General features: G+C 48.4%; 23 protein-coding genes. 8 read left to right on the top strand and 15 right to left on the bottom strand.

The annotated features are described in order from the left end of the window. Positions 1–110: 110 nt before the first annotated feature. Both AC3FZD_RS19195 and AC3FZD_RS19190 read right to left on the bottom strand, forming a co-directional pair. A complete protein-coding gene (locus tag AC3FZD_RS19195) occupies positions 111–284 on the bottom strand; it encodes a hypothetical protein (RefSeq protein ID WP_488737554.1) in 174 nt (57 codons plus the stop codon). After that, the gene (locus AC3FZD_RS19190) at positions 281–628 is read right to left on the bottom strand and encodes a restriction endonuclease subunit S (protein ID WP_488737553.1); all 348 of its coding nucleotides are present in this window, start codon (positions 626–628) and stop codon (positions 281–283) included. The genes AC3FZD_RS19195 and AC3FZD_RS19190 overlap by 4 nt, the downstream gene beginning before the upstream one ends. Positions 629–1136: 508 nt before the next feature. On the opposite strand from AC3FZD_RS19190, the gene AC3FZD_RS19185 reads away from it, so the two are divergent. Then, positions 1137–1388: a hypothetical protein gene (locus AC3FZD_RS19185; RefSeq protein ID WP_488737552.1), complete on the top strand. Its 252-nt coding sequence runs from the start codon at positions 1137–1139 to the stop codon at positions 1386–1388. Positions 1389–1452: 64 nt separating this feature from the next. Further along, the gene (locus tag AC3FZD_RS19180; RefSeq protein ID WP_488737551.1) at positions 1453–2982 is read left to right on the top strand and encodes a YifB family Mg chelatase-like AAA ATPase; all 1530 of its coding nucleotides are present in this window, start codon (positions 1453–1455) and stop codon (positions 2980–2982) included. Positions 2983–3086: 104 nt separating this feature from the next. Here the strand turns inward: AC3FZD_RS19180 and AC3FZD_RS19175 are convergent, their stop codons facing one another. Next, positions 3087–3782, bottom strand: a complete 696-nt coding sequence (locus AC3FZD_RS19175) for a hypothetical protein (protein WP_488737550.1) — start codon at positions 3780–3782, stop codon at positions 3087–3089. On the opposite strand from AC3FZD_RS19175, the gene AC3FZD_RS19170 reads away from it, so the two are divergent. After that, positions 3781–4167, top strand: a complete 387-nt coding sequence (locus tag AC3FZD_RS19170; protein ID WP_488737549.1) for a hypothetical protein — start codon at positions 3781–3783, stop codon at positions 4165–4167. The genes AC3FZD_RS19175 and AC3FZD_RS19170 overlap by 2 nt on opposite strands. 7 nt (positions 4168–4174) lie before the next feature. Then, the gene (locus AC3FZD_RS19165) at positions 4175–4969 is read left to right on the top strand and encodes an OmpA family protein (protein ID WP_488737548.1); all 795 of its coding nucleotides are present in this window, start codon (positions 4175–4177) and stop codon (positions 4967–4969) included. A 97-nt stretch (positions 4970–5066) separates the two neighbouring features. Here AC3FZD_RS19165 and AC3FZD_RS19160 read toward each other — a convergent pair whose 3' ends face one another. From AC3FZD_RS19160 to ebsA, 5 genes are all read right to left on the bottom strand, one after another. Continuing rightward, positions 5067–5558, bottom strand: coding sequence for a YajQ family cyclic di-GMP-binding protein (locus AC3FZD_RS19160; protein ID WP_488737547.1), 492 nt, complete (start codon positions 5556–5558; stop codon positions 5067–5069). 65 nt (positions 5559–5623) lie between these two features. Continuing rightward, positions 5624–6037, bottom strand: a complete 414-nt coding sequence (locus AC3FZD_RS19155; protein ID WP_488737546.1) for an MAPEG family protein — start codon at positions 6035–6037, stop codon at positions 5624–5626. 19 nt (positions 6038–6056) lie between these two features. Next, positions 6057–6560: a DNA-processing protein DprA gene (locus AC3FZD_RS19150; protein WP_488737545.1), complete on the bottom strand. Its 504-nt coding sequence runs from the start codon at positions 6558–6560 to the stop codon at positions 6057–6059. Between the two features lie 138 nt (positions 6561–6698). Continuing rightward, positions 6699–7799, bottom strand: coding sequence for a phosphotransacetylase family protein (locus tag AC3FZD_RS19145; protein WP_488737544.1), 1101 nt, complete (start codon positions 7797–7799; stop codon positions 6699–6701). Positions 7800–7802: 3 nt separating this feature from the next. After that, positions 7803–8186, bottom strand: a complete 384-nt coding sequence (ebsA, locus tag AC3FZD_RS19140; protein WP_488737543.1) for a type IV pilus biogenesis protein EbsA — start codon at positions 8184–8186, stop codon at positions 7803–7805. Between the two features lie 207 nt (positions 8187–8393). On the opposite strand from ebsA, the gene AC3FZD_RS19135 reads away from it, so the two are divergent. Beyond that, positions 8394–9818 (top strand): glycosyltransferase family 2 protein, encoded by a 1425-nt coding sequence (locus tag AC3FZD_RS19135; protein WP_488737542.1) that lies wholly within the window; start codon positions 8394–8396, stop codon positions 9816–9818. Positions 9819–9845: 27 nt separating this feature from the next. On the opposite strand, the gene AC3FZD_RS19130 is transcribed toward AC3FZD_RS19135, so the two are convergent. Further along, entirely contained in the window at positions 9846–10625 is a 780-nt protein-coding gene (locus AC3FZD_RS19130) for an HAD family hydrolase (RefSeq protein WP_488737541.1), read from the bottom strand. 301 nt (positions 10626–10926) lie between these two features. On the opposite strand from AC3FZD_RS19130, the gene AC3FZD_RS19125 reads away from it, so the two are divergent. After that, a complete protein-coding gene (locus AC3FZD_RS19125; protein WP_488740393.1) occupies positions 10927–11928 on the top strand; it encodes a potassium channel family protein in 1002 nt (333 codons plus the stop codon). Positions 11929–11968: 40 nt separating this feature from the next. Here AC3FZD_RS19125 and ald read toward each other — a convergent pair whose 3' ends face one another. Then, positions 11969–13057, bottom strand: a complete 1089-nt coding sequence (gene ald / locus AC3FZD_RS19120; RefSeq protein ID WP_488737540.1) for an alanine dehydrogenase — start codon at positions 13055–13057, stop codon at positions 11969–11971. A 145-nt stretch (positions 13058–13202) separates the two neighbouring features. On the opposite strand from ald, the gene AC3FZD_RS19115 reads away from it, so the two are divergent. Beyond that, positions 13203–13373 carry a hypothetical protein gene (locus AC3FZD_RS19115; RefSeq protein WP_488737539.1) on the top strand — a complete coding sequence of 57 codons (171 nt, stop codon included), beginning with the start codon at positions 13203–13205 and terminating at the stop codon, positions 13371–13373. A gap of 133 nt (positions 13374–13506) precedes the next feature. Here the strand turns inward: AC3FZD_RS19115 and AC3FZD_RS19110 are convergent, their stop codons facing one another. The 5 genes from AC3FZD_RS19110 to rpsT all read right to left on the bottom strand — a co-directional run bounded on the left by AC3FZD_RS19110 (position 13507) and on the right by rpsT (position 22555). Next, complete coding sequence (locus AC3FZD_RS19110; protein WP_488740392.1) at positions 13507–17715, bottom strand: DNA-directed RNA polymerase subunit beta'; 4209 nt, start codon at positions 17713–17715, stop codon at positions 13507–13509. A gap of 79 nt (positions 17716–17794) precedes the next feature. Next, positions 17795–21121: a DNA-directed RNA polymerase subunit beta gene (gene rpoB, locus AC3FZD_RS19105; protein WP_488737538.1), complete on the bottom strand. Its 3327-nt coding sequence runs from the start codon at positions 21119–21121 to the stop codon at positions 17795–17797. A 101-nt stretch (positions 21122–21222) separates the two neighbouring features. Further along, a complete protein-coding gene (locus tag AC3FZD_RS19100) occupies positions 21223–22023 on the bottom strand; it encodes a TatD family hydrolase (protein ID WP_488737537.1) in 801 nt (266 codons plus the stop codon). A gap of 14 nt (positions 22024–22037) precedes the next feature. Then, positions 22038–22259, bottom strand: coding sequence for a hypothetical protein (locus AC3FZD_RS19095; RefSeq protein ID WP_488737536.1), 222 nt, complete (start codon positions 22257–22259; stop codon positions 22038–22040). Next, positions 22256–22555 carry a 30S ribosomal protein S20 gene (gene rpsT, locus AC3FZD_RS19090; RefSeq protein WP_488737535.1) on the bottom strand — a complete coding sequence of 100 codons (300 nt, stop codon included), beginning with the start codon at positions 22553–22555 and terminating at the stop codon, positions 22256–22258. Before rpsT ends, AC3FZD_RS19095 begins: the two co-directional genes overlap by 4 nt. Before the next feature lie 237 nt (positions 22556–22792). On the opposite strand from rpsT, the gene hisD reads away from it, so the two are divergent. Continuing rightward, positions 22793–24100, top strand: a complete 1308-nt coding sequence (gene hisD / locus AC3FZD_RS19085) for a histidinol dehydrogenase (protein WP_488737534.1) — start codon at positions 22793–22795, stop codon at positions 24098–24100. Positions 24101–24107: the final 7 nt, after the last annotated feature.

Raw genomic sequence — 24107 nt, 5'->3', positions numbered from 1 at the left:
TTTGACTAAAACTAATCTGGGAATGGATAAATGATCCACGGGTTAAGATCGTTCGCTGACTGCCGGACACAAAGAATACAGAGGCGATCGCAATTTATTCTCTTTAACCTTTACTCTACACCACTCACTTGCCGGGAGTTAGCTGGAGATATTTCTCTGATTTTTCGCTGATACTTTAAAGTCATAGCTGTGGCAAATTCGCACATTTCTTTAGCCTTTTCTTCTGATTCTTTAAAAACTTCTAGCATTTCCAGCATTTTTTGCTCATCTGGTAGTTCTTTCATGGTAATTCCCTCAAAAAATTGACAATTTTTTCTACTCGCAGTTTACTTTCAATCGCTTTACCCAGTAAAATTCCTAAATCTTCTCCCGTTTCCTGAATCACATCTAATGAAAGATTTGCTTCAGAGAGAACGTTCACCATATTCTGAATTTGTTGACGAGCAGTGGTCGTGAAAAATAGCAAGGCATTTAAGTAGGCAAAGTATTGTAACAGTATAGCATTTTCCGGAAATTTTGACATGACTCGCCTGAGTATATTTAGTCCGAAGGTTGCTTCGGCTTCGATTTGCTCAACTTCTAAATAAATTCGGTCAATTATCTTTTGTATTTCTGATGGAATTTGCATCTAAATTAAATTGGTTTATGTCGAAATATCATACAGCAATTTTCGCTGCTATGCGGTACATCTAGATCCCCCTGAATCCCCCTTAAAAAGGGGGACTTTCCTATTCCCCCCTTTTTAAGGGGGGCAAGGGGGGATCTTTTTTTGCTGTACCTCATTACCCCGCAAAACGCTGTAAACATTTTAACATAAATAAGTCACCGTAGATTTATCTTGATTTAACTCAGTTCACCTAACCGATACTTCGACTTAATTTGATGCCAGAAGCGATCGCTCATTTGATTACCTCGGTTTTAGCACCCTAGGATATTGGTTTAAAATCGGCAACAAATCGTGAGAAATCGGCAATTCTCTATATTCTCCACCTTGATACGGTCTTTCTAGTGGTAGAAAATAACGATTATAGGTTTCTAAATCCATTGTAACTTCTACACCGTTAGGATAAACAGACTTCCGGCTGTTATCATGGATTTAGAACCTCCAGGATCGAGACAAAAATGGAGAAAAAATCATGAATCTCAGATTAATTGTTTTTTCCGGAGCCGTCACTGCTTTGATCGGGATTGTGTTTGGCTTATCGGTATCGAAAATGTCTCAACGACAATTTCAATGTTGTGATTTAGTCCACCGACCGGAATTTGTCCAAGGATTTAGTACATCACGAGCGCCTCGTACCTATGCCATCATTGGGGCAGCGTCTGGATTTGCGATCGGTGCTTTGATCGAAACAGTGCGACAAAATAAACCAACTGAAGTAGACTAGGGAGCATGGGGAAGATGCGGAGATTATGCATTACCCATGACGCATTACCTATTACCCATTACTTATGTTAGCTAGAGTCTGGAGTGCATCCCTAGTCGGAATCAACGCCATTAAGGTGGGAGTTGAAGTTGATGTATCTGGAGGCTTACCGGCGATCGTGGTGGTTGGCTTGCCAGATACAGCAGTACAAGAGTCGCGAGAGAGAGTAAAAGCCACCCTGAGAAATTCGGGATACGCTTTTCCCATGCGAAAAATCGTAATTAATTTGACTCCCGCAGACTTACGGAAGGAGGGGCCGAGTTTTGATTTGCCGATTAGTATTGGCATTCTAGCCGCTTCAGAACAAGTGAATCCGCAGTTACTCGGAGATTATTTATTTTTGGGGGAAGTCTCCCTAGATGGCAGTTTGCGACCAGTGGCTGGAGTGTTGCCGATCGCTGCTGCTGCGGAAAAATTAGACATCGCTGGCTTGGTGGTTCCAGAAGATAATGTGCAAGAAGCCGCCCTCGTCAGTGGCTTAAAAGTATACGGATTTAAACAGCTTTCCGAAGTCGGGGATTTCCTCAGTCAGCCCGATCGCTATGAACCGGTAAAATTTGATGGATTGCAACGCTTCGCCAATTCCTACGTTCAGGCTTTAGACCTTCAGGATGTTAAAGGGCAAGCCCATGGCCGCCGCGCCCTAGAAATCGCGGCCGCTGGCGGCCATAATTTAATCTTTATCGGCCCTCCAGGCAGTGGGAAAACCATGTTAGCCCGGCGTTTATCGGGAATTTTACCCCCATTAGACTTTGAGGAAGCCTTAGAAGTGACTCAGATTCATTCAGTAGCGGGTTTATTGAAAAATCAAGGCTCTTTAGTCTGCGATCGCCCCTTTCGCAGTCCTCACCATTCCGCCTCCGGTGCATCCCTAGTCGGAGGTGGCAGCTATCCCAGACCCGGTGAGATTTCCTTGGCTCACCAAGGTGTATTATTTCTGGATGAGTTGAGCGAATTTAAACGCAATGTTCTCGAATTCCTCCGCCAACCCCTCGAAGATGGGGAAGTCACCATTTCCCGCGCTCGTCAAACCGTTACTTTTCCCGCCCAATTTACCCTGATTGCCTCTACCAATCCCTGTCCCTGCGGCTATTATGGCGATTCCCTGCAAACTTGTACCTGTTCCCCGCGCCAACGGATTAATTACTGGGCGAAATTATCCGGGCCATTACTCGATCGCATCGATCTACAAGTCGCGGTTAACCGTCTGAAACCGGAAGAAATTACCCAACAAAGTAGCTCAGAATCTTCAGCACAGGTACGCGAACGGGTGAAAATAGCCCGCGATCGCGCTCGGTTCAGATTCCAAGACGATCCCAATGTGCATTGTAATGCCCATATGCAAACCCAGCATCTGCGCCAGTGGTGTCAACTCGATCCCACCTGTCAGCAGATACTAGAAGCAGCTATTCGCAAGTTAGGATTATCAGCTAGGGGAACCGATCGCATCCTCAAAGTTGCCCGCACAATTGCCGATTTAGGGGGTCAGGATACTTTGCAATCTAATCACATTGCTGAAGCCATTCAATACCGGATGATCGATCGGATGCAGTAAAACTATCCCCCTTCTCAAGGGTTACAGCCGTTTCCTTTGCTATGAATAAGTATATTAAAAGCACTCATAAGCTGAGGGAATTCTAGTGAATTCCCTCAGCTCTGTTAATGATGATAATGGGCTTGGGGGCCAGCCCAGGCTTCAGCAACGGAACGGCCGAAGGTCTGGGGGCGATCGCCCGTTGCCAGTAGCGTTTTACCCTCTGAACTAACTGCCCACAGGGGCCAATTCTCATCTCCCAGAATACCCGCTTTAAATAGCACATGGTTAGCATTATTTTCTGACCAGCCCAGCAGGACCGCATGGCTATAATCCACCTGTACCGGAGCTACCGTAGTAGTTTTATTGAGATTACGGTTCCAAATTACCGCATAATCCGATACCATCGAAGAGCTAAACAACCCTTCAAATTGCCGGGCTAGGAGGCGATCGCCCAACTCTGACCAAGACACCGGGACTAACATCGTAATCACCCCTGGCAGTTGGGCTTCTGGGTTACCATCGAAGGGATTATTCGCCAAGGGAGAAGCGGCCGTAATCACTTCCAGATTACCCGTTTGCAAATTCTCCAAAAACATTACACTCGTGACTCGGCTCGAATGCAGTTGCGATCGGATCTGAAACTGAATCCGACTATAGGCTGCATACTGGCCATCAGGAGAAACCAAGGAAGGAGTCCGATAATAGCGAACTGCTGAATCTTCAGTAGAAGAAACTTCTGCATGGCTATTGATGACCCAATTCCAGGGAATTGGATAGGGACTATCGAGGGGATCGCTATATTCTGAAGTTGGATTCATGGGAGATGCAGCAGCTTCAGGGGTAGAATTACCAGAGGCCGAATCTGAGATGGCCCCAGCTATTGCAGATTTAGGCAGCAGCAGCAGTAATAGTGCTAACAGTAGCACAGAGGGTTTGGCTAAGAGCGCTTTTCGGCTCCAGGGGAATTTAGGCATTGAACTTCAATCTCGCGTATGGGGAATGGGTGAGAAGCAAAGCCCCAGTGAGGAGTATGAGTCCTTCCTGATTATTCCAGATTACAAGGCATTGGCGTTTAAAAGGAAGGGGTCTTCAAGAGATTTAAAATTTCTTTGTGTTCTGGCCGCGATCGCCCCGGTTAGGTTACGATTTTTGTGGTCTCTCGATCCGGGGCCCTTAATGACGCATTCAGCTGATTGTGGATAACCTACCTGTGACTGAAGACTTTCCTTCTCCCCCTCCCCCGACTCCCTCACCCCAGAGACAAGTCCTTGTTTTTCTCTTGGTGATGATTTTCCGCCTATTGTTGCTGGGGGTGGGCAGTTCCATGGCCTTTATCATCGGCATCGTTATTGCCTTTTTTTATCCCGATCCTAATCCCCAAATGCCCTTGATTGAACGGGTATTACAGCAACCCTTCGATCCCCTCCATGGCCAATGGTGGCCATCTCGCTCCTTAGCCACCTTACCTCCGATGAGTCTAGAACAGCGTCAGCAAGCCCTAGAAGAGTTAAAGCAACTACGAGGGGACTTCAATATCTGGGAAGAGCGTCTGAGTCAATTGGAAGAACAACTGAATCAACCTTTACCCCAAAAGCCAATTAAAACCCGTCTGAGTTTACTAGAGCAGCAGTTATCGGGCCAATCCCCTCATGCTTCCCGGAAGATCTTTATGGTGACACTACCGAGTGATTTGCTCTTTGAAGGCGATCGCACAACCTTAAATCCTAAACAGTCTGACTTACTCAATAGCCTCATCGCTGATTTACGCAATTTTTCTGGTACTACTATTCAAATTAATGCCTATACTGATAATTTAGGGGATGCCCAAGAAAACCTAGAACTCTCCTGGCAACAAGCAGAATCCATTTATGAGTATCTCTATACTGGCTTAGGAGATGGTTACCATTTTCTGCGAGTCGGTTATGGAGAAACTCGCTTCTTAGCACCCAATAATTCTGAAGTAGAGCGACAACGCAATCGTCGGGTGGAAATTGTCATCGAATAGGGGAATGGGAGCAGAAGTCCCTCTCCCGTGGGAGAGGGATTTAGGGAGAGGGCCAGAAGTGTTGCACAACTCATTTAGACTAGCTATATTACCCAACCTAACGATAATTCGTAAACTGTAAAGCCACCGGTAAATCTTCCTGTTTTAACATTTGAATGACCTGTTGCAGTTCATCTTTGGACTTAGATGAAACTCGCAAAGCATCACCTTGAATTGAGGCTTGCACCTTCTTGAATTCATCACGAATGCGCTTATTAATCTTTTTGCCTAAATCCTGATCGATACCGCGCTTGAGCTTAATTTCCTGACGCACCCGGTTTCCGCTTGCGACCTCAATATCCCCAAATTGGAAAATTTTCAAGGATAGATCGCGCTTGGCGGCTTTCGTCCGTAAAATGGTAGCGACAGACTCTAAAGTTAAATTACTATCCGTATTGATGGTAATGGTATCGTCTACCAACTCTACCGTGGTTTTCGAGTCTTTTAAATCATAACGGGCTTTAATCTCCCGTTGGGTCTGGTCTAGAGCATTAACCAACTCTTGTTGGTCAAAGTCACTGACTACATCAAAAGAATAGGAGGAAGCCATAGGAAATCATGAAACATTATTTAAACAGGATTAAACGATTCCCAACCTAGGGAACAGTTCAGATCTTAGGTACTCACTTGGAGGAAGCTTAAGGCAAAAAGAGTCAAATTACATAAAGATCCTATGCCAAACATGAGCGATCGCCCCAAGGGAATATTAAGAATATAAAAGATACTATATAAACCACGAGCGATCAAGAAGACCAAGGCAGCCCCAGCAGCGACTGTAGAGTCTACCCCAGTGGTATAGGCCATCCCCGCAGCAGCCGCGAAAATCATAAAGGCTTCAATGGAATTCTGGTGGGCCCAAGTGGCTCGTTTGGCATAATCTGGCAATCGATCCACCATAGCTCTAGGAGCTTCTAAATACTCCATCCCCCCTTGAAACCGAGCATAGGCTACCCATAAAAAGGGAAAATAAATTAAAAAAGCTGCTCCGGCGATCGCATAAAGTAACAGAGCAGAGACAGAAACAGACACAACCATCACCTCATGATTCTCAATCAAAGTAAAACAAAGTCACCACTTTACGCTGATCTTCCGCATCGCGGCAAGTGTCCAGTAAAGTTGAACTATCATGAAAGGCAAAACAGATGAGTTGCTGACATCGGGTAATAATTTCCGCATTACACAACGAACTCGCTTCACCCAGAGACAAGGGATTATTCTCCGGTTTTTCCACCAAGTGAATTACTTTTTCCAGTAATTGCCGAGATTCTCTCGGTTGGCGATCTAAGCTTTGGGGCAAAATTACCGTCAGCAAGTTAGGATCGGCTCGCATAGCTCCCCGGACAGCGGCAAAATTAGTCCCTGTGGCTCCAGAGGTGATGATATGGTTTCCCGATAGAACCAGGGAATAACTCATGGTTTCAATCAGATGTTGATGAGTTATGGGAACATGGCGAGAACCGAGTAGGGCCAGCCGCTTTGATCCAGTTTGCTGGATCGTTGCCAGTTCTTGCTCTAGGGTATCAAATTTAGGAATTTCTAAGGATTGACTCAATGCCAATAACAACTAGGCGCTACAACGGAGCTATTCTAGCAGATAATTTGAATTTAAGGTGAATTCTGAGGAATAGGGAATAGGCAAAAGGCAAGAGACAAGAAGTAATTTCCCCCATTCCCCCATTCCCCATATCCCCTAGGCGAGGTAGCCTAACAGCCGATCTAGGTCAACATGGGCAGCTACCAGCTCAGAAATACACTTGGCTTTGACGGGTTCATGAATGGGAACTGTGCCAAAGGCATTGTCAATAATTTCTACGGTGGTTAAGGTATCGAGATCTACGGTGAGGATGGGAATTTCTAACTCTTCGGCTCGACTAATAATCAGTTCTGAGGGAGAGAGATGGCCGGTGAGGATCAAACATTGGGTTGAAGTTTCCAGAGCAGCCAATTGAATATCGGTGCGATCGCCTCCAGTGACGACGGCCATATTTTCACCTTTGCGGAAATATTTCAGAGCTGAATTGACATTCATGGCTCCAATGCGTAGAGTTTCGACCATCAAATCTAAGCGATCGCCGCGACAGAGGACGGTTGCCTCTAGACGGTGTACCAATTCCCGCACGCTAATACTTCGCAATAAATTACTGCGAGGCAGTTGGCCGAGGATGGGAATCCCTTGGGCTTCGAGATAGGGAACATAGTCTTGGGCAAAGGGTTCGATAAATTCCCCAGTGATATCATTAACGATAATTCCCAGGAGGCGATCGCCCAATCGTTCCTTGGCTGAAAGGGCCTGATCGATAATTTGTTGGACATCCAAGGGGATCACCAACACAATTCCAGCCGAGAGATGATCGGCCATCTGCCCTAAAGATAAGCCAAACAATCTTCCCTCATCCAGAGTTCCCGGCCCTTCCAATAGCACCAACTGACCCGGTGCAGTTGGATAATGCTGTTGAAACCCCACTTGGGGATCTCCGGGAGCTGCCTCCCTTAACTTTCCCTCAATGGTCTGTCGATCCATGGAGATTAAAGTCGGATAAAGGCGATCGCTTGGTAAATCTAGGATCTGTGCAATAAATGCCCCATCCTCATCCATCCCTTTACCCATCAGGTTTCCATTTCCTGTCGATAAGGGCTTACCATAGGCAATATCGAGGCCTCGTTCTTTCAGTTGCGCCCCAATGCCTAATAATGTTGCTGACTTACCACTGTAAGATTCGAGGGAACCTATCAGTAGATACTGACTGATATCTGTCACACACGCACTCCCAACTGTTTGATCGTCATTCATTCTTTAGTCATCTAATCGTAATAGTTTTCGGTAGAACGTTTGGGAAAAATCAATCATTTTGCTTCTTCGCCAATTTACATACAACTCAATCAAAAATTCAATAAATTCATGGTTGGGCAGTTTTACTTCATAGGTCAGTTCTGACTGACCATCAAACTGCATCCTACAGACGGTCTCATCTGCGGGCAGTTTAGACACAATAAACCAAGTGGCTAAAAAAGGAATACTTTCTCCCCGTTCAATCCGGCGTTCCCCTTCAAGGGAAGTTTTTTCATACAAACTTATGGCATAGGGTAAGGCCGCACGCTTACCACCTTGATAGTAAGGCTGGTAAACTCCGATCACTCCGCCTTGGGCAGGTTCGATGGTACTGAGGTCAGTAGTCATAAGAGCTGTATTTACACTCTAGTCTTAAGAATAAGGATTTTCCAGTTTATCTTATCATTCTCACTGATAAGGTTGAGCAGATATCAAGGGAGTGATCTCGGTTTCCCTAGGCAGCGATCCACAGTTCGTTACAATAAAGCACATGCCCTCTGGTCTCAGAGGGGATCGATCCAAATATTCAGTCAGGATAAGAGCGTCCATAACCTTATGTCGGAGAAGTCCAATCCTAGCGACGATTGCCAGAAAATCCTAAATGGCGATCCTCATATTTTTCAACCCGTATCTAAAGATGCAGTGCAGGAGGAGATCGGATCTTCCTGTTTCGATCAAGTTGTCTATGAAGGCCGCAGACGCAAAGCGGCGGTTTTATTAATTGTGATTTGGAGTGGGACGATCGCCCTGCATTTGCTCTCTTGGAGTTTTTGGCTGATCTGGGGGAGCTTTGCCCTGATGGGGATTCATTCGATCCGAGTTTTAAGTGCTAAACCTAGAGCTAACTTAAAATCCATGGATCTTGATCCGGATTCAGATGTGCCTTTTGTCTCTTTATTGGTGGCGGCTAAAAATGAGGAAAAGGTGATTGCTCCGTTGGTGCAAATGCTCTGCACTCAGGATTATCCCTTAGACCGCTATGAAGTCTGGGTGATTGATGACAATAGTACGGATCGCACGCCCCAAGTTTTGGAGGGTCTTCGGCAAGAGTATCCCCATCTACGGGTGATGCGACGCTCGGCTGGGGCGACAGGAGGTAAATCGGGAGCGCTCAATCAGGTGTTGCCTTTGACGCAAGGGGAGGTAGTCGCGGTTTTTGATGCGGATGCCCAAGTTTCCCCAGATTTATTGCGACGGGTGCTGCCAGGGTTCGATCGCCCCCAAGTGGGGGCAATTCAACTGCAAAAGGCGATCGCCAATGCTCCGGTGAATTTTTGGACTCAAAGTCAAGCCTCGGAAATGGCCCTAGATTCCTATTTCCAGCAACAACGGATTGCTCTAGGAGGAATTGGAGAGCTACGAGGTAATGGTCAATTTGTCCGACGCACGGCACTGGAACAATGCGGCGGATGGAATGAAGAGACGATTACTGATGATTTGGATTTAACCCTACGTCTGCATTTGGAACAGTGGGATGTGGACTTTATCCTCGATCCTCCCGTACAAGAGGAAGGGGTAACTACGGCTTTAGCCCTATGGCATCAACGCAATCGTTGGGCAGAGGGGGGATATCAACGGTATATGGATTATTGGCGCTTGATTTTTAGTGGGCGCATGTCATGGATGAAAACTTGGGATATGTTGACGTTTTGGATCATGCAATATTTTCTCCCCAATGCGGCAATTCCCGATCTCGTCATGGCGATCGCCAAAAATCGGCTGCCGGTTTATACTCCCATGACGACCCTAATGGTTGGTATGTCGGTGATTGCCATGATTCAAGGTATTCGGCGCGTTAATCGAGTCAATGGTCGGGTGACCCATTTACCTGCTCTCCTGTGGCAAACTTTGAGGGGAACCGTTTATATGCTCCATTGGCTGTTAATTGTGGCCAGTGCATCCGCCCGGATTGCGGTACGTCCCAAAACTTTAAAATGGGTGAAAACGAGCCATGAAGGGAAGGTTGTGGTAGATAGTTGATCGATGGGGGGATGGGGAGATGATCCATTACCCATTACCCATTACCCACTGCTTTTGTAAAAAGGCGAGGGTGTCCAGGTTGGTATAAGTAAAACTTCCCAAATTGCCCTGAATGACTTCAAAGGGAGCATCCGGTTCCCCCAGATCGCTTAAAACGGCGATCGCGCCAGAAAAGTCATGATTGTGGGTATATCCATTCTGGGTGACTAGGGTGGGTAAACCCGCTTGAGTGGCCGCTTGTACTCCAGCTTGGGAATCTTCAATCACAATACACTCTCTGGGCGATAACTTCATTTGCTCAAGAACATAGTGATAAATATCTGGAGCGGGTTTTTTCTGGAGTACAATATCACCGGCGGCAATGAGTTCAAATAGGGTCGGGTGAAAAAACTTCTCCAATAAGGCCATTACATTCGGTAAAGCGCTTGTTGTGGCGATCGCCAATCGGATTCCTTCTCTTCTCGCTTCTTCCATCAGCCGTGCAATACCGGGTCGCAGGGGAATCGAACCTTCTAACAGCAACTGCCGATAATACTTGGTTTTCTGACGATGTAATTGAGCCGCCCAGACTTCTAAATTTACTGAAGACTCAAACTGGGGATGATACTGGCGAACATAGGCTATCAGACGCTCTTTTCCGCCCGATACTTCTAAAAGTTGGCCATAAAACTCGGCAGACCATTGCCAAGGTAATCCCATCTCAGAAAAGGCTTGATTAAAGGCCAAACGATGACCATCCCGCTCTGTTTCTGCCAAGGTTCCATCCACATCAAAAATAATCCCTTGCAGTTGCCCAACTTCATCCATGAGTACCCCCACTTTATATAAAGCTTAAGTTTTAATTTAATACCACAAGTTTAAGATATTATTCTAGTGTAAAGATTACTAAGAGAAAGGAGGATAGGAAAAAATCTCCTATTCCTATCAAATTTCCTGGTAAAAACCGAGGGAGTAAGATACCTCAACTCCAGTAATCTCAAAGGATTGAGGGAGTGCGGGCATCTGGCCCGCAAGTTATACCCATTAACCGAATTTGATATCATAAGCCCCCTATTCCCCATTCCCCTATTCCCCAACCGTGTCTTCCATCGAACAACAGTATCAGCGAATGCAACGGGAACTCCTAGTTGGTGTTCTTGCCTTAGTATTTGTATGCATGTGGGGAACCATTGGTTATATGATCATTGAAAAATGGTCTTTTCCCGATGCCTTTTATATGACCATTATTACTCTGACGACTGTGGGTTTTGGGGAAGTGGAACCCATGGAAGCCAGGGGAAGAATCTTTACCATTGCTCTCATTTTTCTGGGAGTGATTAGTATTGGGTATATTGTCAATCGATTTACAGAAGCTTTTCTGCAAGGCTATTTTCAAGAAGGACTACGTTTGCGACAACAACAGAAAGTGTTAAAAAATCTAATTAACCATTATATTATTTGCGGTTTTGGTCGCACAGGGCAACAAATTGCCCTAGAATTTCATGAAGAAGGGGTTCCTTTTGTCATTGTAGATTCTAAACCGGAAGCCCTAGAAGCGGCCCAAACTTTGGGCTATCTCGTTCTCCAAGGAGATGCTACCTTAGATGATACCTTGCAAAGGGCAGGTATTTATCAAGCCAGTTGCTTAATTGCCGCTTTGCCTTCTGATGCCCAAAATTTGTATACTATTTTATCAGCAAAAACCCTTAAGAGCGAAATTAGGACGATCGCCCGCGTCAGTACCGATGAAGCAGCCGTGAAACTCTATCGAGGGGGAGCAGATGCTGTGGTTTCTCCCTATACCACGGCGGGGCGGAAAATGGCTACAGCAGCCTTACGGCCGCAAGTGATGCATTTTGTGGATGGCATGATCACGGGCAAAAATCGCTCCTTATTGATCGAAGAATTTGTGATCGATTGCGATCGCTGTCCTTATATTGGCCAATCTCTACAACAAATGCAACTGCGATCGCGCTCTGGCGTTCTCATCCTCGCCATCCGTCGCCCAGATGGAACCGTCATCGGTGCGCCTACTGGAGAAACCTTATTATTACACCAAGACTTGCTCATTTGTATGGGAACCTCCGAGCAAATTCGGCGCTTAAAACAACTGCTCTCTCCCCTCAACTAGAGGGGAATGGGGAGATGGGCTGCTCCCTGTTCCCTCTTCCCTAACTCACCAAATCGGGAAAACAGTCATGAATGGCAGGATGAACAATATGATGATCCTTGACATTGACCCCTTTAGCCAAAGCTGGATTTTGTTTGAGAGCGCCGACTCCCGCATGGGCTAATTGCAAAACATAGGGTAAAGTCGCATTATTCAACGCTTGGGTTGCTGTCCAAGGTACGGCCCCTGGCATATTGGGTACACCATAATGGACAACCCCTTCCTCCACATACACCGGTTGGGTGTGGGAAGTAGGACGCAGAGTTTCCATACATCCCCCTTGGTCAACGGAAACATCAATTAGCACTGAACCCGGTTTCATTTGCGCCACTAAATTACGAGAAACAAGTTGGGGAGCGCGACGACCGAGGACTAAGACTGCGCCAATGAGCAGATCCGCTTGGGGAACTACTCGTTCAATTTGGGCAGAATTACTATAGAGCAGTTCTACCCTTGAGCCAAAAAGGGTTTCTAGCTCGGCTAAACGCTCCACATTGATATCTAAGACTTGGACTTTAGCTCCCATACCGATAGCCATGCGAGCTGCTTCTGTCCCTACGACACCACCACCAAGAATGACTACTTGGCCGGGACTGACTCCTGGAATTCCGCCTAAGAGAACTCCGCGTCCCCCCTGTTGTCGCTCCAGGAAGCGGGCCCCAAATTGTACCGATAGGCGACCAGCAATGACGCTCATCGGGGTGAGTAGGGGTAAGCGACCATCGGGTAATTCTACGGTTTCATAGGCGATCGCCAATGTCCCCGATTTGATTAAACTTTCTGTTAAGGGGCGATCGGCCGCCAAATGCAAATAAGTAAACAATAACTTTCCAGAAGTCAAAAACTCATACTCAGAAGCCAAGGGTTCCTTCACCTTCACCACCAACTCCCGATCCCAGGCCAGTTCTGGAGAAGGCACAATCTTTGCCCCCACATCTAAATAATCTCCATCCGTAAAACCAGCCCCCTGACCTGCTTGCGTTTCCACAAAGACCTGATGACCCCGTTCAGTCAACACCCGTACACTACTAGGGGTGAGTCCAATCCGAAATTCTTGATCTTTGCGCTCTTTAGGAACTCCGATGTCCATCAATCACCTCTGTGTACTGAAAATCCCTTAATATTCAGCTTATATCAATTAAAAATTAAAAATTAAAAATTAAAAATTAAAAAATTGCACTACAATTAGAGAAATTATAAAGAATTGTAAACTTTAACCCATTTTATCCTGGATTATGGCTGAACTCAAACCTAACGTATCCCCCAAACTCCCCCAACCCAAACTCGGATTTAACGATTATGCCGAGCGTCTCAACGGTCGAGCAGCCATGGTCGGCTTTATCATCACCCTAGTCATTGAATATATCACCGGACAAGGTTTACTCACCTGGTTAGGCTTAACCTAAGTCCAACCGGGTTAACTAGCGGGAAAGATGCCCGCACTACTGAAACCTTTTTTTCCATTAGGACACCAAACCATCAATTTCATGAACCCGCCCCCACCGGTAACCGTAGATACAAGGGGCGGGTTTAACTTAACTAATCCTCATCCTCCTCCATCGGATCGTAAATTAGCTCTTCATCATCGAGTTCTAAATCCATATCCAGGATGGGATCGGGTTTTTTCGCCTTGCCTTTAGGGGTTTTGCGCTTTTTCGCCGATGACTTATCCGCACTCGATTTCGGATCTAAGCGGTAAGCCGTGCGGTCATCGACCACCAAATCCTGCAAATCATCCACATCTGAGTCAGAATTATCAAACATGGGGTAAGAAACATTGCGTCCAGTTCCTGAAGAAAACTCATCAGACATCACCCCATACTCAGCATCATCAGCAGCCCCCGAATACCCATGGCCAGACAAGAAGCTATCAGATAGACCCGATCCGACAATTTCATCATCAAGGTCAACCCCCGCATCATAATCTGGAGTCATTGGCCCCCGGCCTTCCTCATAAGCATTAAACCCAGTTCCAGCAGGGATCAGGCGACCGATAATCACATTTTCCTTCAGACCCCTTAACCAGTCTGATTTACCCTCGATCGCCGCCTCCGTCAATACCCTCGTCGTCTCCTGGAAACTGGCCGCACTAATAAAGCTATCCGTATTCAGCGAAGCCTTGGTAATTCCCAGCAGTACCGGAGTATACTTTGCAGGCGCTCCTCCCGTAATCGACATCGCCTCATTCACCTGCTCCACCTGATACAGCTCAATCAGCTCGCCCGGAAGCATGGTCGTATCCCCGCCATCATCCAGGCGCACCTTAGAGGTCATCTGGCGCACAATCACCTCAATATGTTTATCAGCAATATCAATCCCTTGGGACTGATACACCCCTTGTACTGCATCCACCAGGAACTGCTGCACCTGGGCCAAAGCACCCATCGCCGCCTCATAATGGGACATGCCCTGCTCTAAATACCAGTTAAACTTGATTTCCAGCAGTTCATGGGGATTTTGCTGGCCATCAGAAATAGGCTCTCCCGCTTCTACCCGTTCTCCTTCGACCACCATCAAGCTCTGGCCGGGCAAGAGGGTATAGGTGGTCATTGTGCCATCGACTTCCACCACGCGGATCGATCGCAAATCATCCTCCCCTTCTACCGCTTGCACTTCTCCAGGACGGCGGGCTAAAACACAAGCTTCTTTTGGTTTACGGGCTTCGAGCAACTCTTCAATCCGGGGTAAACCCTGAATAATATCCCCAGTTTTCGCCCGCTCAAACACGAGTAACACGAGCTTATCCCCCCGTTGGACTAACCCCCCATCTCCCAAGTGCAGAACTGCTCCCGGAGACACCCGATAGGGTCTAGCCAAGCGCAGAATCATAGTTTTATCCGTGCTATCAATCAATTCCACTTGGCTAGATTCCGTCAGCCGAATCCCAGGGGCGACCTCTGTACCCGCTACGAGAAGATTGCCTTGTTGAACTTGGAGCTGATCGATTTTATCTCCCAGATCCAGGGTAAAGCGATCGCGGGGACGAATCACCAGCAATCGTCTCACCTGTTCATCATCATTGCGAAGTCCAGCAATTTCCCCTGGGGAATTACACAAAATTTCCGTTGAAGCAATCACATCCCCAGGCTTAACTTCAGCCCCTTCTTGAACCAATAGTTGAGTGCGAACTTGTCCTTGAGTCAGATCAGCAATTCCTTCCCGACGGATGAGCAAGGATTCTAGGATCACCAACTGGAGGCGCATCACCTCAATTTCCTCTCCGTCTTCAGTGGTTTGGTTGAGTTCGGGAGCAGGAACCAGCTCAATATCAGCCACTAATTCCAAACCCTCTAAAGAACTTCTCCTCTCACTGGAACCTTCACCCAAATAATCTTGGTTAATCTCCAAGAGCAAATGGGTTCGCACCAAATCGACCCCTTGAACGGACTTAATCCGCTCTCCATCTTTATAGGGCAACCGTTGAGCGGTACGCAATTGGATCAAATCCTTTTCCCCCGTGGAGGTGGAGGGGCCAGGAGGGCTATCGCAAACGGGGAACTCAGTCACTGGACGCAGCAGCGCTCCCATCCCTTCTGGAGTTTGCACAATTTCCAGATAGGAGAGTGCTTCGACTTCTTCTCCCATGAAGGTTTCTGGAGGGCGTACCATTCCTTCGACAGGCATATCTTCGGGGTCAGCGATCAGATGTAATGTACCCGGTTTAACGATAATTTCGCGCAAGATATCATTTTTCTGAACTACGGTGACAATACCGGAGGTTTGGCAGAAGATATCTTTGACCACTTCGGTTCCGGCCTCGACGTACTGGCCATCTTCCACCATCAGCAAGGAGATATCTTTATTGACTTCATGGGATTCTTCCGGAATCCATAATAGGGTTCCCCCTTTGACCACTTCTTGGCCATACTTCCCGGAACCACTGCGCCGTTTGGTTTCAATGCCAGCATACTTGAGAGTTCCGCCGGTGTTGGTGCGATAGCGGTCGTCGATTAATTCAGCCACAACTTGGCCAGAGGTGACCTTACTTCCGGGAGTGGCGAGTAAGGAAAATTGCTGACCATCACGGGTAGTAATTAGGTAAATTTCCTTGCTGCCTTTTTCCTGGATGGTGACGGTTGCCTGATCGAGGACGACTTGAGCGGTGATAATCTCGACATCACGCCCTTGTTCTCCATCGGGGAACCGTACAATTCCCCCATGTTTGGTGGTGATGTTGCTCATGGCCAACACATCCATGGATTGTACTAGGTCTTGGTTGTTGACCACGGGTTTGGCATCGGAGGGCAGGTTATAGACTTCTCCGGACAATACCCAAATTAAGCCCCCAGTCCGAGCAATGACCGTGGTTGAGCCTTGGCGATCGCGTTTTTCTTCGGGAATAATCCCTTCAAACCGGACTTCACCGGAAATATCGGTGCTGACATCTTTGGTTGCTCTTTCGGTAGAGCGGGTTGCTGCTCTAGAGGGGGGCGTGTTGGCAATAATGGTTCCTGGTTTAATCATTTGTCCGTTTTGGACGAGCAGACGAGAACCTGTGTTAATGGGGATCTTGTGGATATTATGCTTTTTCTTCTGGTCGAGGGCGGAGAGGTTGAGGGGAGAGCCGTCGCTATCGATTTCTCGGATTTCTACATCTACAATTAGCTCTAGTACGCCCCCTGTTTCGACTTGAATTTCGGGGCCCTCTTCACCCTGAACTCGGCGGGTTTTGATGCCCGCATAGTTAATTTTTCCACCGGTGGGGGCGAGGATGTCACGGGCAGCACCAGAGAAGACACCCCCGGTATGGAAGGTTCTCATGGTGAGCTGTGTGCCCGGTTCCCCAATGGATTGAGCGGCAATAATCCCGACGGCTTCCCCTAAATCGACGGGGGCATGATGGGCCAAGCTCCAACCGTAGCAAGCTTGACAGACTGATCGCGCCGCTTCGCAAGTTAGAGGCGATCGCACTTTGACTCGTTTTGTATGTTGGGCTACTAATTTAGCCAGGTCTTCACTGAGCCAATCGTTGCGCCGGGCAACCACTTCACCGGTTTCAGAAAGCACATCTTCAGCCAAAGAACGACCCAACAGGCGATCGGCTAGGGGAATGAGGATGCGATCGCTTTCAGACATGGCTTCTACGGTAATCCCTCGCGCTGTTCCACAGTCGAGTTCCCGAATAATCACATCTTGGGACACATCCACCAAGCGCCGGGTCAAATAGCCACTATCTGCTGTCCGCAGAGCGGTGTCTACCAAACCTTTTCTCGCCCCATAAGAGGAAATAATATACTCGGTTACCGTTAACCCTTCCCGGAAATTGGTTTTAATGGGCAAGGAAATAATTTCTCCTTGGGGATCGGCCATCAGTCCTCGCATTCCCACCAACTGGCGCACCTGGGAAATATTCCCCCGCGCCCCAGAAAAGGCCATCATATACACACTGTTGAGGGGATTGGTGGCCTTAAAATAGCGAACGACTTCATCTTTGAGGGCTTCACTGGTGGAGTTCCAAGTATCAATTACCCTCTGGAAACGTTCTACTTCTGTAATTTCACCTTTAGAATAGCGCAATTCAATTTCGCGGATTTGTTCTTCAGCCGCTTCGAGTAATTCTTGTTTGGAGGGCGGAATCTGCAAATCATCGACACTGATACTGACTCCGGCACGAGTGGCAAAGCGAAAGCCCAAATTTTTCAGCCGGTCAGCCATTTCGGACGTGCGAGCTGTACCATATTGCCCAAATGCCGCAGCAATCAGTTTTTTGAGTTGGCCTTTATCAATAACGCGATTTTTGAAGATCATGATGGGGAATGGGGAATGGGTAATGGGTAATGGGTAATCGGTAATGGGGAACAGGGAATAGGCTGTCCCCCCATTCCGATTAGTCAGAGAAATCGGTCGAAATCGATTCATAGGTGGGTCGATTAGGCGATCGCCGGCCGGCCCCTTCTTGCATTAAGTCGATTTCCACATCACTAGAGTCTCCATCTTCACGAGTTTCAACTTTATGCACGCCAATATCTAAACAGAGGGACTGCAATTCTCGCATCAGCACTTTAAAGGATTCTGGCGTTCCCGGTCGAGGAATAGCTTTACCTTTAACAATGGCATTGAGGGCTTCATTGCGTCCTTGCATATCATCAGATTTCACCGTCAGCAACTCTTGCAAGGTATAGGCTGCGCCGAAGGCCTCTAGGGCCCAAACTTCCATTTCTCCGAAGCGCTGTCCACCCTGTTGAGCTTTGCCACCCAGAGGCTGTTGGGTCACCAGGGAGTAGGGGCCCGTTGAGCGAGCATGGATCTTATCATCCACCAGGTGAACCAATTTGAGCATATAGGCTTTACCCACGGTAATGGGGCGATCGAAGGGTTCGCCGGTACGGCCGTCAAACAACTGGATTTTGCCCGCATTTTTGGGGTCATAGAGCCAATCTTTCCCCGTGTAATGGGCAGCTTCTTGTAGTTTGTTATGTACCGTTGTCCTGGACATTTCCCGGCTGTGCATTTCATCAAAGGGTTGCAGTTTAAACCGGCGCTCTAGGTTTTCCCCCGCCCAGCCTAAGAGACATTCAAACACCTGACCTACATTCATCCGGGAGGGAACCCCTAGGGGATTTAAGACAATATCCACGGGTGTACCATCGGGCAAATAGGGCATATCTTCCAGGGGCAAAATCCGGGAAATGATCCCCTTATTCCCATGTCGTCCTGCCATTTTGTCGCCGACTTGAATCTTCCGTTTTTGGGCGACATAGACGCGGACGACCATGTTGGCTCCAGGAGGCAGTTCATCTCCTTGTTCGCGGGTAAAGATCCGCACATCAACCACGCGCCCTTTTTCCCCGTTGGGGACTCGGAGGGAATTATCCCTGACATCACGGGCTTTTTCGCCGAAGATGGCCCGCAGGAGTTTTTCTTCTGGGGGCTGGTCAGATTCCCCTTTGGGAGTGACTTTACCGACTAGGATATCCCCGGATTCTACCCAAGCCCCTTTACGGATAATGCCCCCTTCGTCTAGGTTCCGCAGGGAGTCTTCACCGACGTTGGGAATTTCGCGGGTAATTTCTTCGGGGCCGAGTTTGGTTTGCCGGGCTTCAATTTCATATTTTTCGACGTGGATGGAGGTATAGAGGTCTTCGGAAACCAGGCGCTCGGAAATCAGGATAGCATCTTCGTAGTTGTAGCCTTCCCAGGGCATGTAGGCGACTAGGATATTTTGACCCAGGGCGAGTTCTCCGCCTTCGGTGGCACTGCCATCGGCAAGAATTTGACCGACTAAAACGTGATCGCCTTCATAAACGATGGGACGCTGGGATAAACAGGTATCCTGGTTAGACCGTTGATATTTTTGCAGTTCATATTCAATGATGCGGGGAGGAAGGCTTTCACCCTCTGCCCCTTCGGGATTGGGTTCGGGATCGGAGGTTACCCGAATGCGGGTGGCATCGACATAACTGACTACCCCGTTACTTTTAGAGACGATCACCATCCCGGAGTCCCGTGCGGCTTGAGCTTCCAGCCCTGTTCCCACTAAGGGGCGCTCTGGACGCAGCAGGGGAACGGCTTGCCGTTGCATGTTCGATCCCATTAGGGCGCGGTTTGCGTCATCATGTTCCAGGAAGGGAATCAGGGAGGTGGCGACCGAGATAATTTGCACGGGAGAAACGGCTACATAGTCTACTTCCATGGGGGAGGCGGTGGTAAATTCCTGGCGATAGCGCACGGGAATGATTTCCCCTAAGATTTTGCCGTTTTCATCGGTGGAAATGTCTCCGGGAGCTACTTGCAGGTCGTCCTCCTCATCGGCGGTCATGAAGATGGGGGTGAGGTCTCGGCGCACATGGCCTTTCTCGACGGGGTAGTAGGGGGTGGCAATGAAGCCAAATTCGTTGACTTTAGCGTGGGTTGCTAAGGAGCCAATCAGTCCGGCGTTGGGGCCTTCTGGGGTTTCGATGGGGCAGATGCGACCGTAGTGGGAGGGGTGAATATCCCGCACGGCAAAGCCCGCCCGTTCGCGGGTTAGTCCTCCGGGGCCTAGGGCGCTCAATCGCCGTTTATGGGTGAGTTCGGCGAGGGGGTTGGTTTGATCCATGAATTGGGAGAGCTGGGAGGAGCCGAAGAACTCTTTGATCGCAGCCACTAGGGGCTTGGGATTGACTAGGGAGGTGGGAGTTAGGGAGTCGGAGTCAGAAACGGTCATTCGTTCGCGGATGATCCGTTCTAGCCGATTTAAGCCGACTCTGACTTGGTTTTGTAGGAGTTCGCCTACGGAGCGAATGCGCCGATTTCCCAGGTGGTCAATGTCATCAATGCTACCCATGTCAAATTCGAGGTTGATCAGGTAGTTGATGGCGGAAAGGATGTCTTTGGAGGTCAGGACGCGAGTACTGGCAGGGACGGTTAAGCCTAGTTTGCGGTTGAGTTTGTAGCGTCCGACTTTGCCGAGATCGTAGCGTTTGGGGTCGAAGAATCTGGACTCTAGGAGTTGTTGGCCGCCGTTGACGGTGGGGGGTTCTCCGGGTCGCAGTTTGCGGTAGAGTTCGAGGAGGGCTTCTTCGTCGGAGAAGTCTCCTTCTTTTTCGATGGTTTTTTGGAAGTAGTCGGGGTGACGCAAGCCTTCGAGGATTTCTCCGGTACTCATGCCGAGGGCTTTGAGGAGGACTTGGGCGGAGAGTTTGCGGGTTTTGTCGATTCTCACCCAAACCAAACCGTTTTTGTCGGTTTCAAATTTGAGCCATGCGCCTCGGTTGGGAATGAGGGAGGCGTTGTAGGTGCGACGGCCGTTTTTGTCGGTTTCGGATTTGTAGTAGACTCCTGGAGAGCGGACGATTTGGTTGACGATCACCCGTTCTGCCCCGTTGATGATAAAGGTTCCGCGATCGGTCATTAGGGGCAGTTCGCCGATGAAGACTTCTTGTTCTTTGATTTCTCCGGTTTCTTTGTTGATCAGACGGGTGGGGACGTACATTTGTACGGCGTAGGTTGCGTCCCGGCGTTTGGCTTCGTCTACTTCGTATTTGGGACGTTTGAGTTTATAGTTTTTGCCGATAAAATGAAGTTCGAGTTTTCCGGTATAGTCAGAGATGGGGGAGAAGCTGTCGAGTTCTTCGATTAATCCTTCTTCTAGAAACCAGCGAAAGCTTGAGCGTTGGATTTCAACCAGATCGGGTAGGGTAAACTGGGTGGAAGTTTCGGTAATCTGATTCATTATCAAGAGGGGTCGTGGGTTGGGTGATAGGTAATGCCCTTTTGCTTCGCTCAGGGCGAGGGGAATCGGGAATAGGTAATGGGGATTTTCTTCGCCTCCTCCTATCCCTCTATCCCCCCATCCCTGTGGGGCAGTTGAAAGAGGGTTTGGGCGTTTTGGGTGGTTTGCTGGGCTAGGGTTTCTAGGGGGATGCCTCGTAGGGAGGCGATCGCCTCAGCCACATATCGCACGTAGGCGGGTTCATTGCGTTTGCCTCGTTTGGGGACAGGAGCCAAAAAGGGGCAGTCGGTCTCGATTAGGAGGCGATCGCCGGGAACCCTTTGACAGGATTCTTGAATTTGAGTGGCTTTTTTAAAGGTGACTGTGCCACTAAAGCTAATATAAAGCCCTAGGTCTAAAAACCATTGGGTTTCTTCTGGGGTTCCTCCCCAACAATGCATGACTCCCTTCAGTTTTCCGTGGGTTTGGTAAAATTTTTGCAGGTATTCCGCTAAGGGAGCTGCCGCGTCCCGACAGTGAATAATCACGGGTAAGTCGAGTTGATGGGCAATTTTGAGTTGTGCCTCTAGGGCCTGTTGTTGTTGCTCTCGGTTCTGGGCTTTGTAAAAATCTAAGCCGGTTTCTCCGATGGCCACTACTTTGGCATCGCTTTGGGCTAAACTGAAAATTTGCTCCCCCATTTCGGGAACCCAATTCTGGCTCTCTAGGGGATGAAGTCCGACGGCAAAATAGAGTTCTTCATACTGGTGGGCTAAGGTAGAAATGCTTTCAAATTCCTGGGGAGTTACACAGGAATGGATCAATTGAACCACTTCTGCTGCACTCCATCGATTCCTTAGATCTTCTCTTTCTTGATTGTACACATCGAAGTTGATGTGGACATGGGTATCGATTAACTGCATGATTTTCCCAGCTTTCAGAGTTTAACCAGCACGCGAAAAGGTCGGCCATAGCCAAGACTGCTGATGCCTAACTCTCGATCGGTGAGGGTATCCTGGCGATCGAACCCAAGTTTCCGCAGGAGGATTTGGGGTCGAGTCTCCAGGGGTGAAGGTGTTGTTCGTGAATTGACCCTAGACAGGCGCAGTTGTGAACTTAACTTACCCCAAACTGACAGGGGAGTAGGGGGGGAGTTCAAGAGGCAGCCGGAGTTTCAATTTGTTTCAGGACTTTGGCTAGACGGGCTTTACGCCGAGCTGCGGTGTTCCGGTGAATTACGCCTTTTTTCACGGATTTATCAATTTTGCTGTACGCTTGAGACATTAGGCTTTGAATTTCCTGTGCTTTTTCGGGACTAGGGTTAGCTCCTTGCTCTTCAACGGCGGTAAAGAATTTTTTCATTAGGGTCTTTACCGAAGATTTATAGGCTTTGTTCCGGAGTCGATTGCGTTCAGCAATTTGAACGCGCTTGATAGCAGACTTGATGTTAGGCACGATGTTTAAAGTTAGGGTAACAGTAACAGCATTCGGGTTTATCCCGAAATAAATTAAGTGTCAGACATTTGAGTATAGCATTTATTCTCCTGAGTTTGATCTTACCCGACCCGTCAAATCCACGTTAAGCTATAAGGTGATGACGATAACCTGGATCGAGGGGGTTTAACCCTGGGGTTGCTTCTCCCTCTGGGTTGCGTCAATGGGGAGACTTAAACATGGCAATCGATCTAACCTATGCTGAGAATTATTAGCCAGCGATCTGAAGCAGAAGCAGAATTACGGCGAATTTGCGATCGCACCTTTGATGAGGAAATGGTTCATAAAGAGGCGACGGTTCAGCAGGTGCTGCAAACCGTGAGGCGCAACGGCGATAAGGCCCTTTTGGACTATACGGAAGAGTTTGATGGGCAACGGCTGGAGGTCAGTCAGTTGCGCGTTAGTGCCCTGGAATTAGAGGCGGCCTATCAGCAAGTGGATAAGCCTCTGCTCGATGCCATTGAGTTGGCCAGTCGCCAGATTGAAGCGTTTCACCGCCAACGTACACCTAAGTCTTGGGTGCATTTTGCCGATGATGAGGTGGTGTTGGGTAAGCATTATACGCCGGTGGATCGGGCGGGAATTTATATTCCCGGAGGACGGGCGGCTTATCCGAGTACGGTGTTAATGAATGCTATTCCGGCTAAGGTGGCGGGTGTACCCCGGATTGTGATGTGTACGCCACCAGGGAGAAATCAAGGGATTAGTCCGGCTGTGCTGGTGGCAGCTCAGTTGGCTGGGGTGGATGAGATTTATCGGGTCGGGGGCGCTCAGGCGATCGCCGGGTTAGCCTATGGTACAGCGACCATTCCCAAGGTAGATTTAATTACGGGGCCGGGAAATATTTATGTGACTCTGGCGAAGAAAATGGTCTATGGGATTGTGGGAATTGATTCCCTGGCTGGGCCCTCGGAAGTGCTGGTGATTGCCGATAGTCAGGCGAATCCGGTGCATGTGGCTACAGATTTGTTAGCGCAAGCGGAACATGACCCGATCGCAGCAGCAATTTTGATCACCCCTGACCGCACCTTAGCACGGGCGGTGGCGACTGAAGTGGAGAAACAACTGCTCAATCATCCGCGGCAAATTCTGACGGAAAAGGCGATCGCCCATTATGGCTTAATTGTGGTGGTAGACTCCCTAGATGAGGCAGTAGAATTGTCTAATTTGTTTGCCCCCGAACATCTAGAACTGGAAGTAGCCGAACCCTGGGATCTCTTGCCCCAAATTCGCCATGCTGGGGCTATTTTCTTGGGCTATTCGACTCCGGAAGCGGTGGGAGATTATTTAGCTGGGCCGAACCATACTTTACCGACTTCAGGGGCGGCTCGCTATGCTTCAGCACTAGGAGTAGAGACGTTTATGAAACATTCGAGCTTAATTCAATATTCACCCACTGCCTTGAATAAAATGGCCAGCGCTATCATCACCTTAGCTGATGCGGAAGGGTTGCCCTCCCATGCCCATTCTGTGCGGGTGAGAACCTCATCTCCAGAACAAGATTAAGGATTAA

The organism is Roseofilum sp. KMC-1 (assembly GCF_057802075.1).
This window is presented reverse-complemented; position numbering and strand designations above follow the sequence as displayed.

What these genes read in the sequence shown, in the direction of transcription:
- AC3FZD_RS19195 (WP_488737554.1), bottom strand. Translation starts at nt 284, where the DNA reads ATGAAAGAACTACCAGATGAGCAAAAAATGCTGGAAATGCTAGAAGTT.
- AC3FZD_RS19190 (WP_488737553.1), bottom strand. Translation starts at nt 628, where the DNA reads ATGCAAATTCCATCAGAAATACAAAAGATAATTGACCGAATTTATTTA.
- AC3FZD_RS19185 (WP_488737552.1), top strand. Translation starts at nt 1,137, where the DNA reads ATGAATCTCAGATTAATTGTTTTTTCCGGAGCCGTCACTGCTTTGATC.
- AC3FZD_RS19180 (WP_488737551.1), top strand. Translation starts at nt 1,453, where the DNA reads ATGTTAGCTAGAGTCTGGAGTGCATCCCTAGTCGGAATCAACGCCATT.
- AC3FZD_RS19170 (WP_488737549.1), top strand. Translation starts at nt 3,781, where the DNA reads ATGGGAGATGCAGCAGCTTCAGGGGTAGAATTACCAGAGGCCGAATCT.
- AC3FZD_RS19175 (WP_488737550.1), bottom strand. Translation starts at nt 3,782, where the DNA reads ATGAATCCAACTTCAGAATATAGCGATCCCCTCGATAGTCCCTATCCA.
- AC3FZD_RS19160 (WP_488737547.1), bottom strand. Translation starts at nt 5,558, where the DNA reads ATGGCTTCCTCCTATTCTTTTGATGTAGTCAGTGACTTTGACCAACAA.
- AC3FZD_RS19145 (WP_488737544.1), bottom strand. Translation starts at nt 7,799, where the DNA reads ATGAATGACGATCAAACAGTTGGGAGTGCGTGTGTGACAGATATCAGT.
- ebsA (WP_488737543.1), bottom strand. Translation starts at nt 8,186, where the DNA reads ATGACTACTGACCTCAGTACCATCGAACCTGCCCAAGGCGGAGTGATC.
- AC3FZD_RS19135 (WP_488737542.1), top strand. Translation starts at nt 8,394, where the DNA reads ATGTCGGAGAAGTCCAATCCTAGCGACGATTGCCAGAAAATCCTAAAT.
- AC3FZD_RS19130 (WP_488737541.1), bottom strand. Translation starts at nt 10,625, where the DNA reads ATGGATGAAGTTGGGCAACTGCAAGGGATTATTTTTGATGTGGATGGA.
- AC3FZD_RS19125 (WP_488740393.1), top strand. Translation starts at nt 10,927, where the DNA reads ATGCAACGGGAACTCCTAGTTGGTGTTCTTGCCTTAGTATTTGTATGC.
- ald (WP_488737540.1), bottom strand. Translation starts at nt 13,057, where the DNA reads ATGGACATCGGAGTTCCTAAAGAGCGCAAAGATCAAGAATTTCGGATT.
- AC3FZD_RS19115 (WP_488737539.1), top strand. Translation starts at nt 13,203, where the DNA reads ATGGCTGAACTCAAACCTAACGTATCCCCCAAACTCCCCCAACCCAAA.
- AC3FZD_RS19110 (WP_488740392.1), bottom strand. Translation starts at nt 17,715, where the DNA reads ATGATCTTCAAAAATCGCGTTATTGATAAAGGCCAACTCAAAAAACTG.
- rpoB (WP_488737538.1), bottom strand. Translation starts at nt 21,121, where the DNA reads ATGAATCAGATTACCGAAACTTCCACCCAGTTTACCCTACCCGATCTG.
- AC3FZD_RS19100 (WP_488737537.1), bottom strand. Translation starts at nt 22,023, where the DNA reads ATGCAGTTAATCGATACCCATGTCCACATCAACTTCGATGTGTACAAT.
- hisD (WP_488737534.1), top strand. Translation starts at nt 22,793, where the DNA reads ATGCTGAGAATTATTAGCCAGCGATCTGAAGCAGAAGCAGAATTACGG.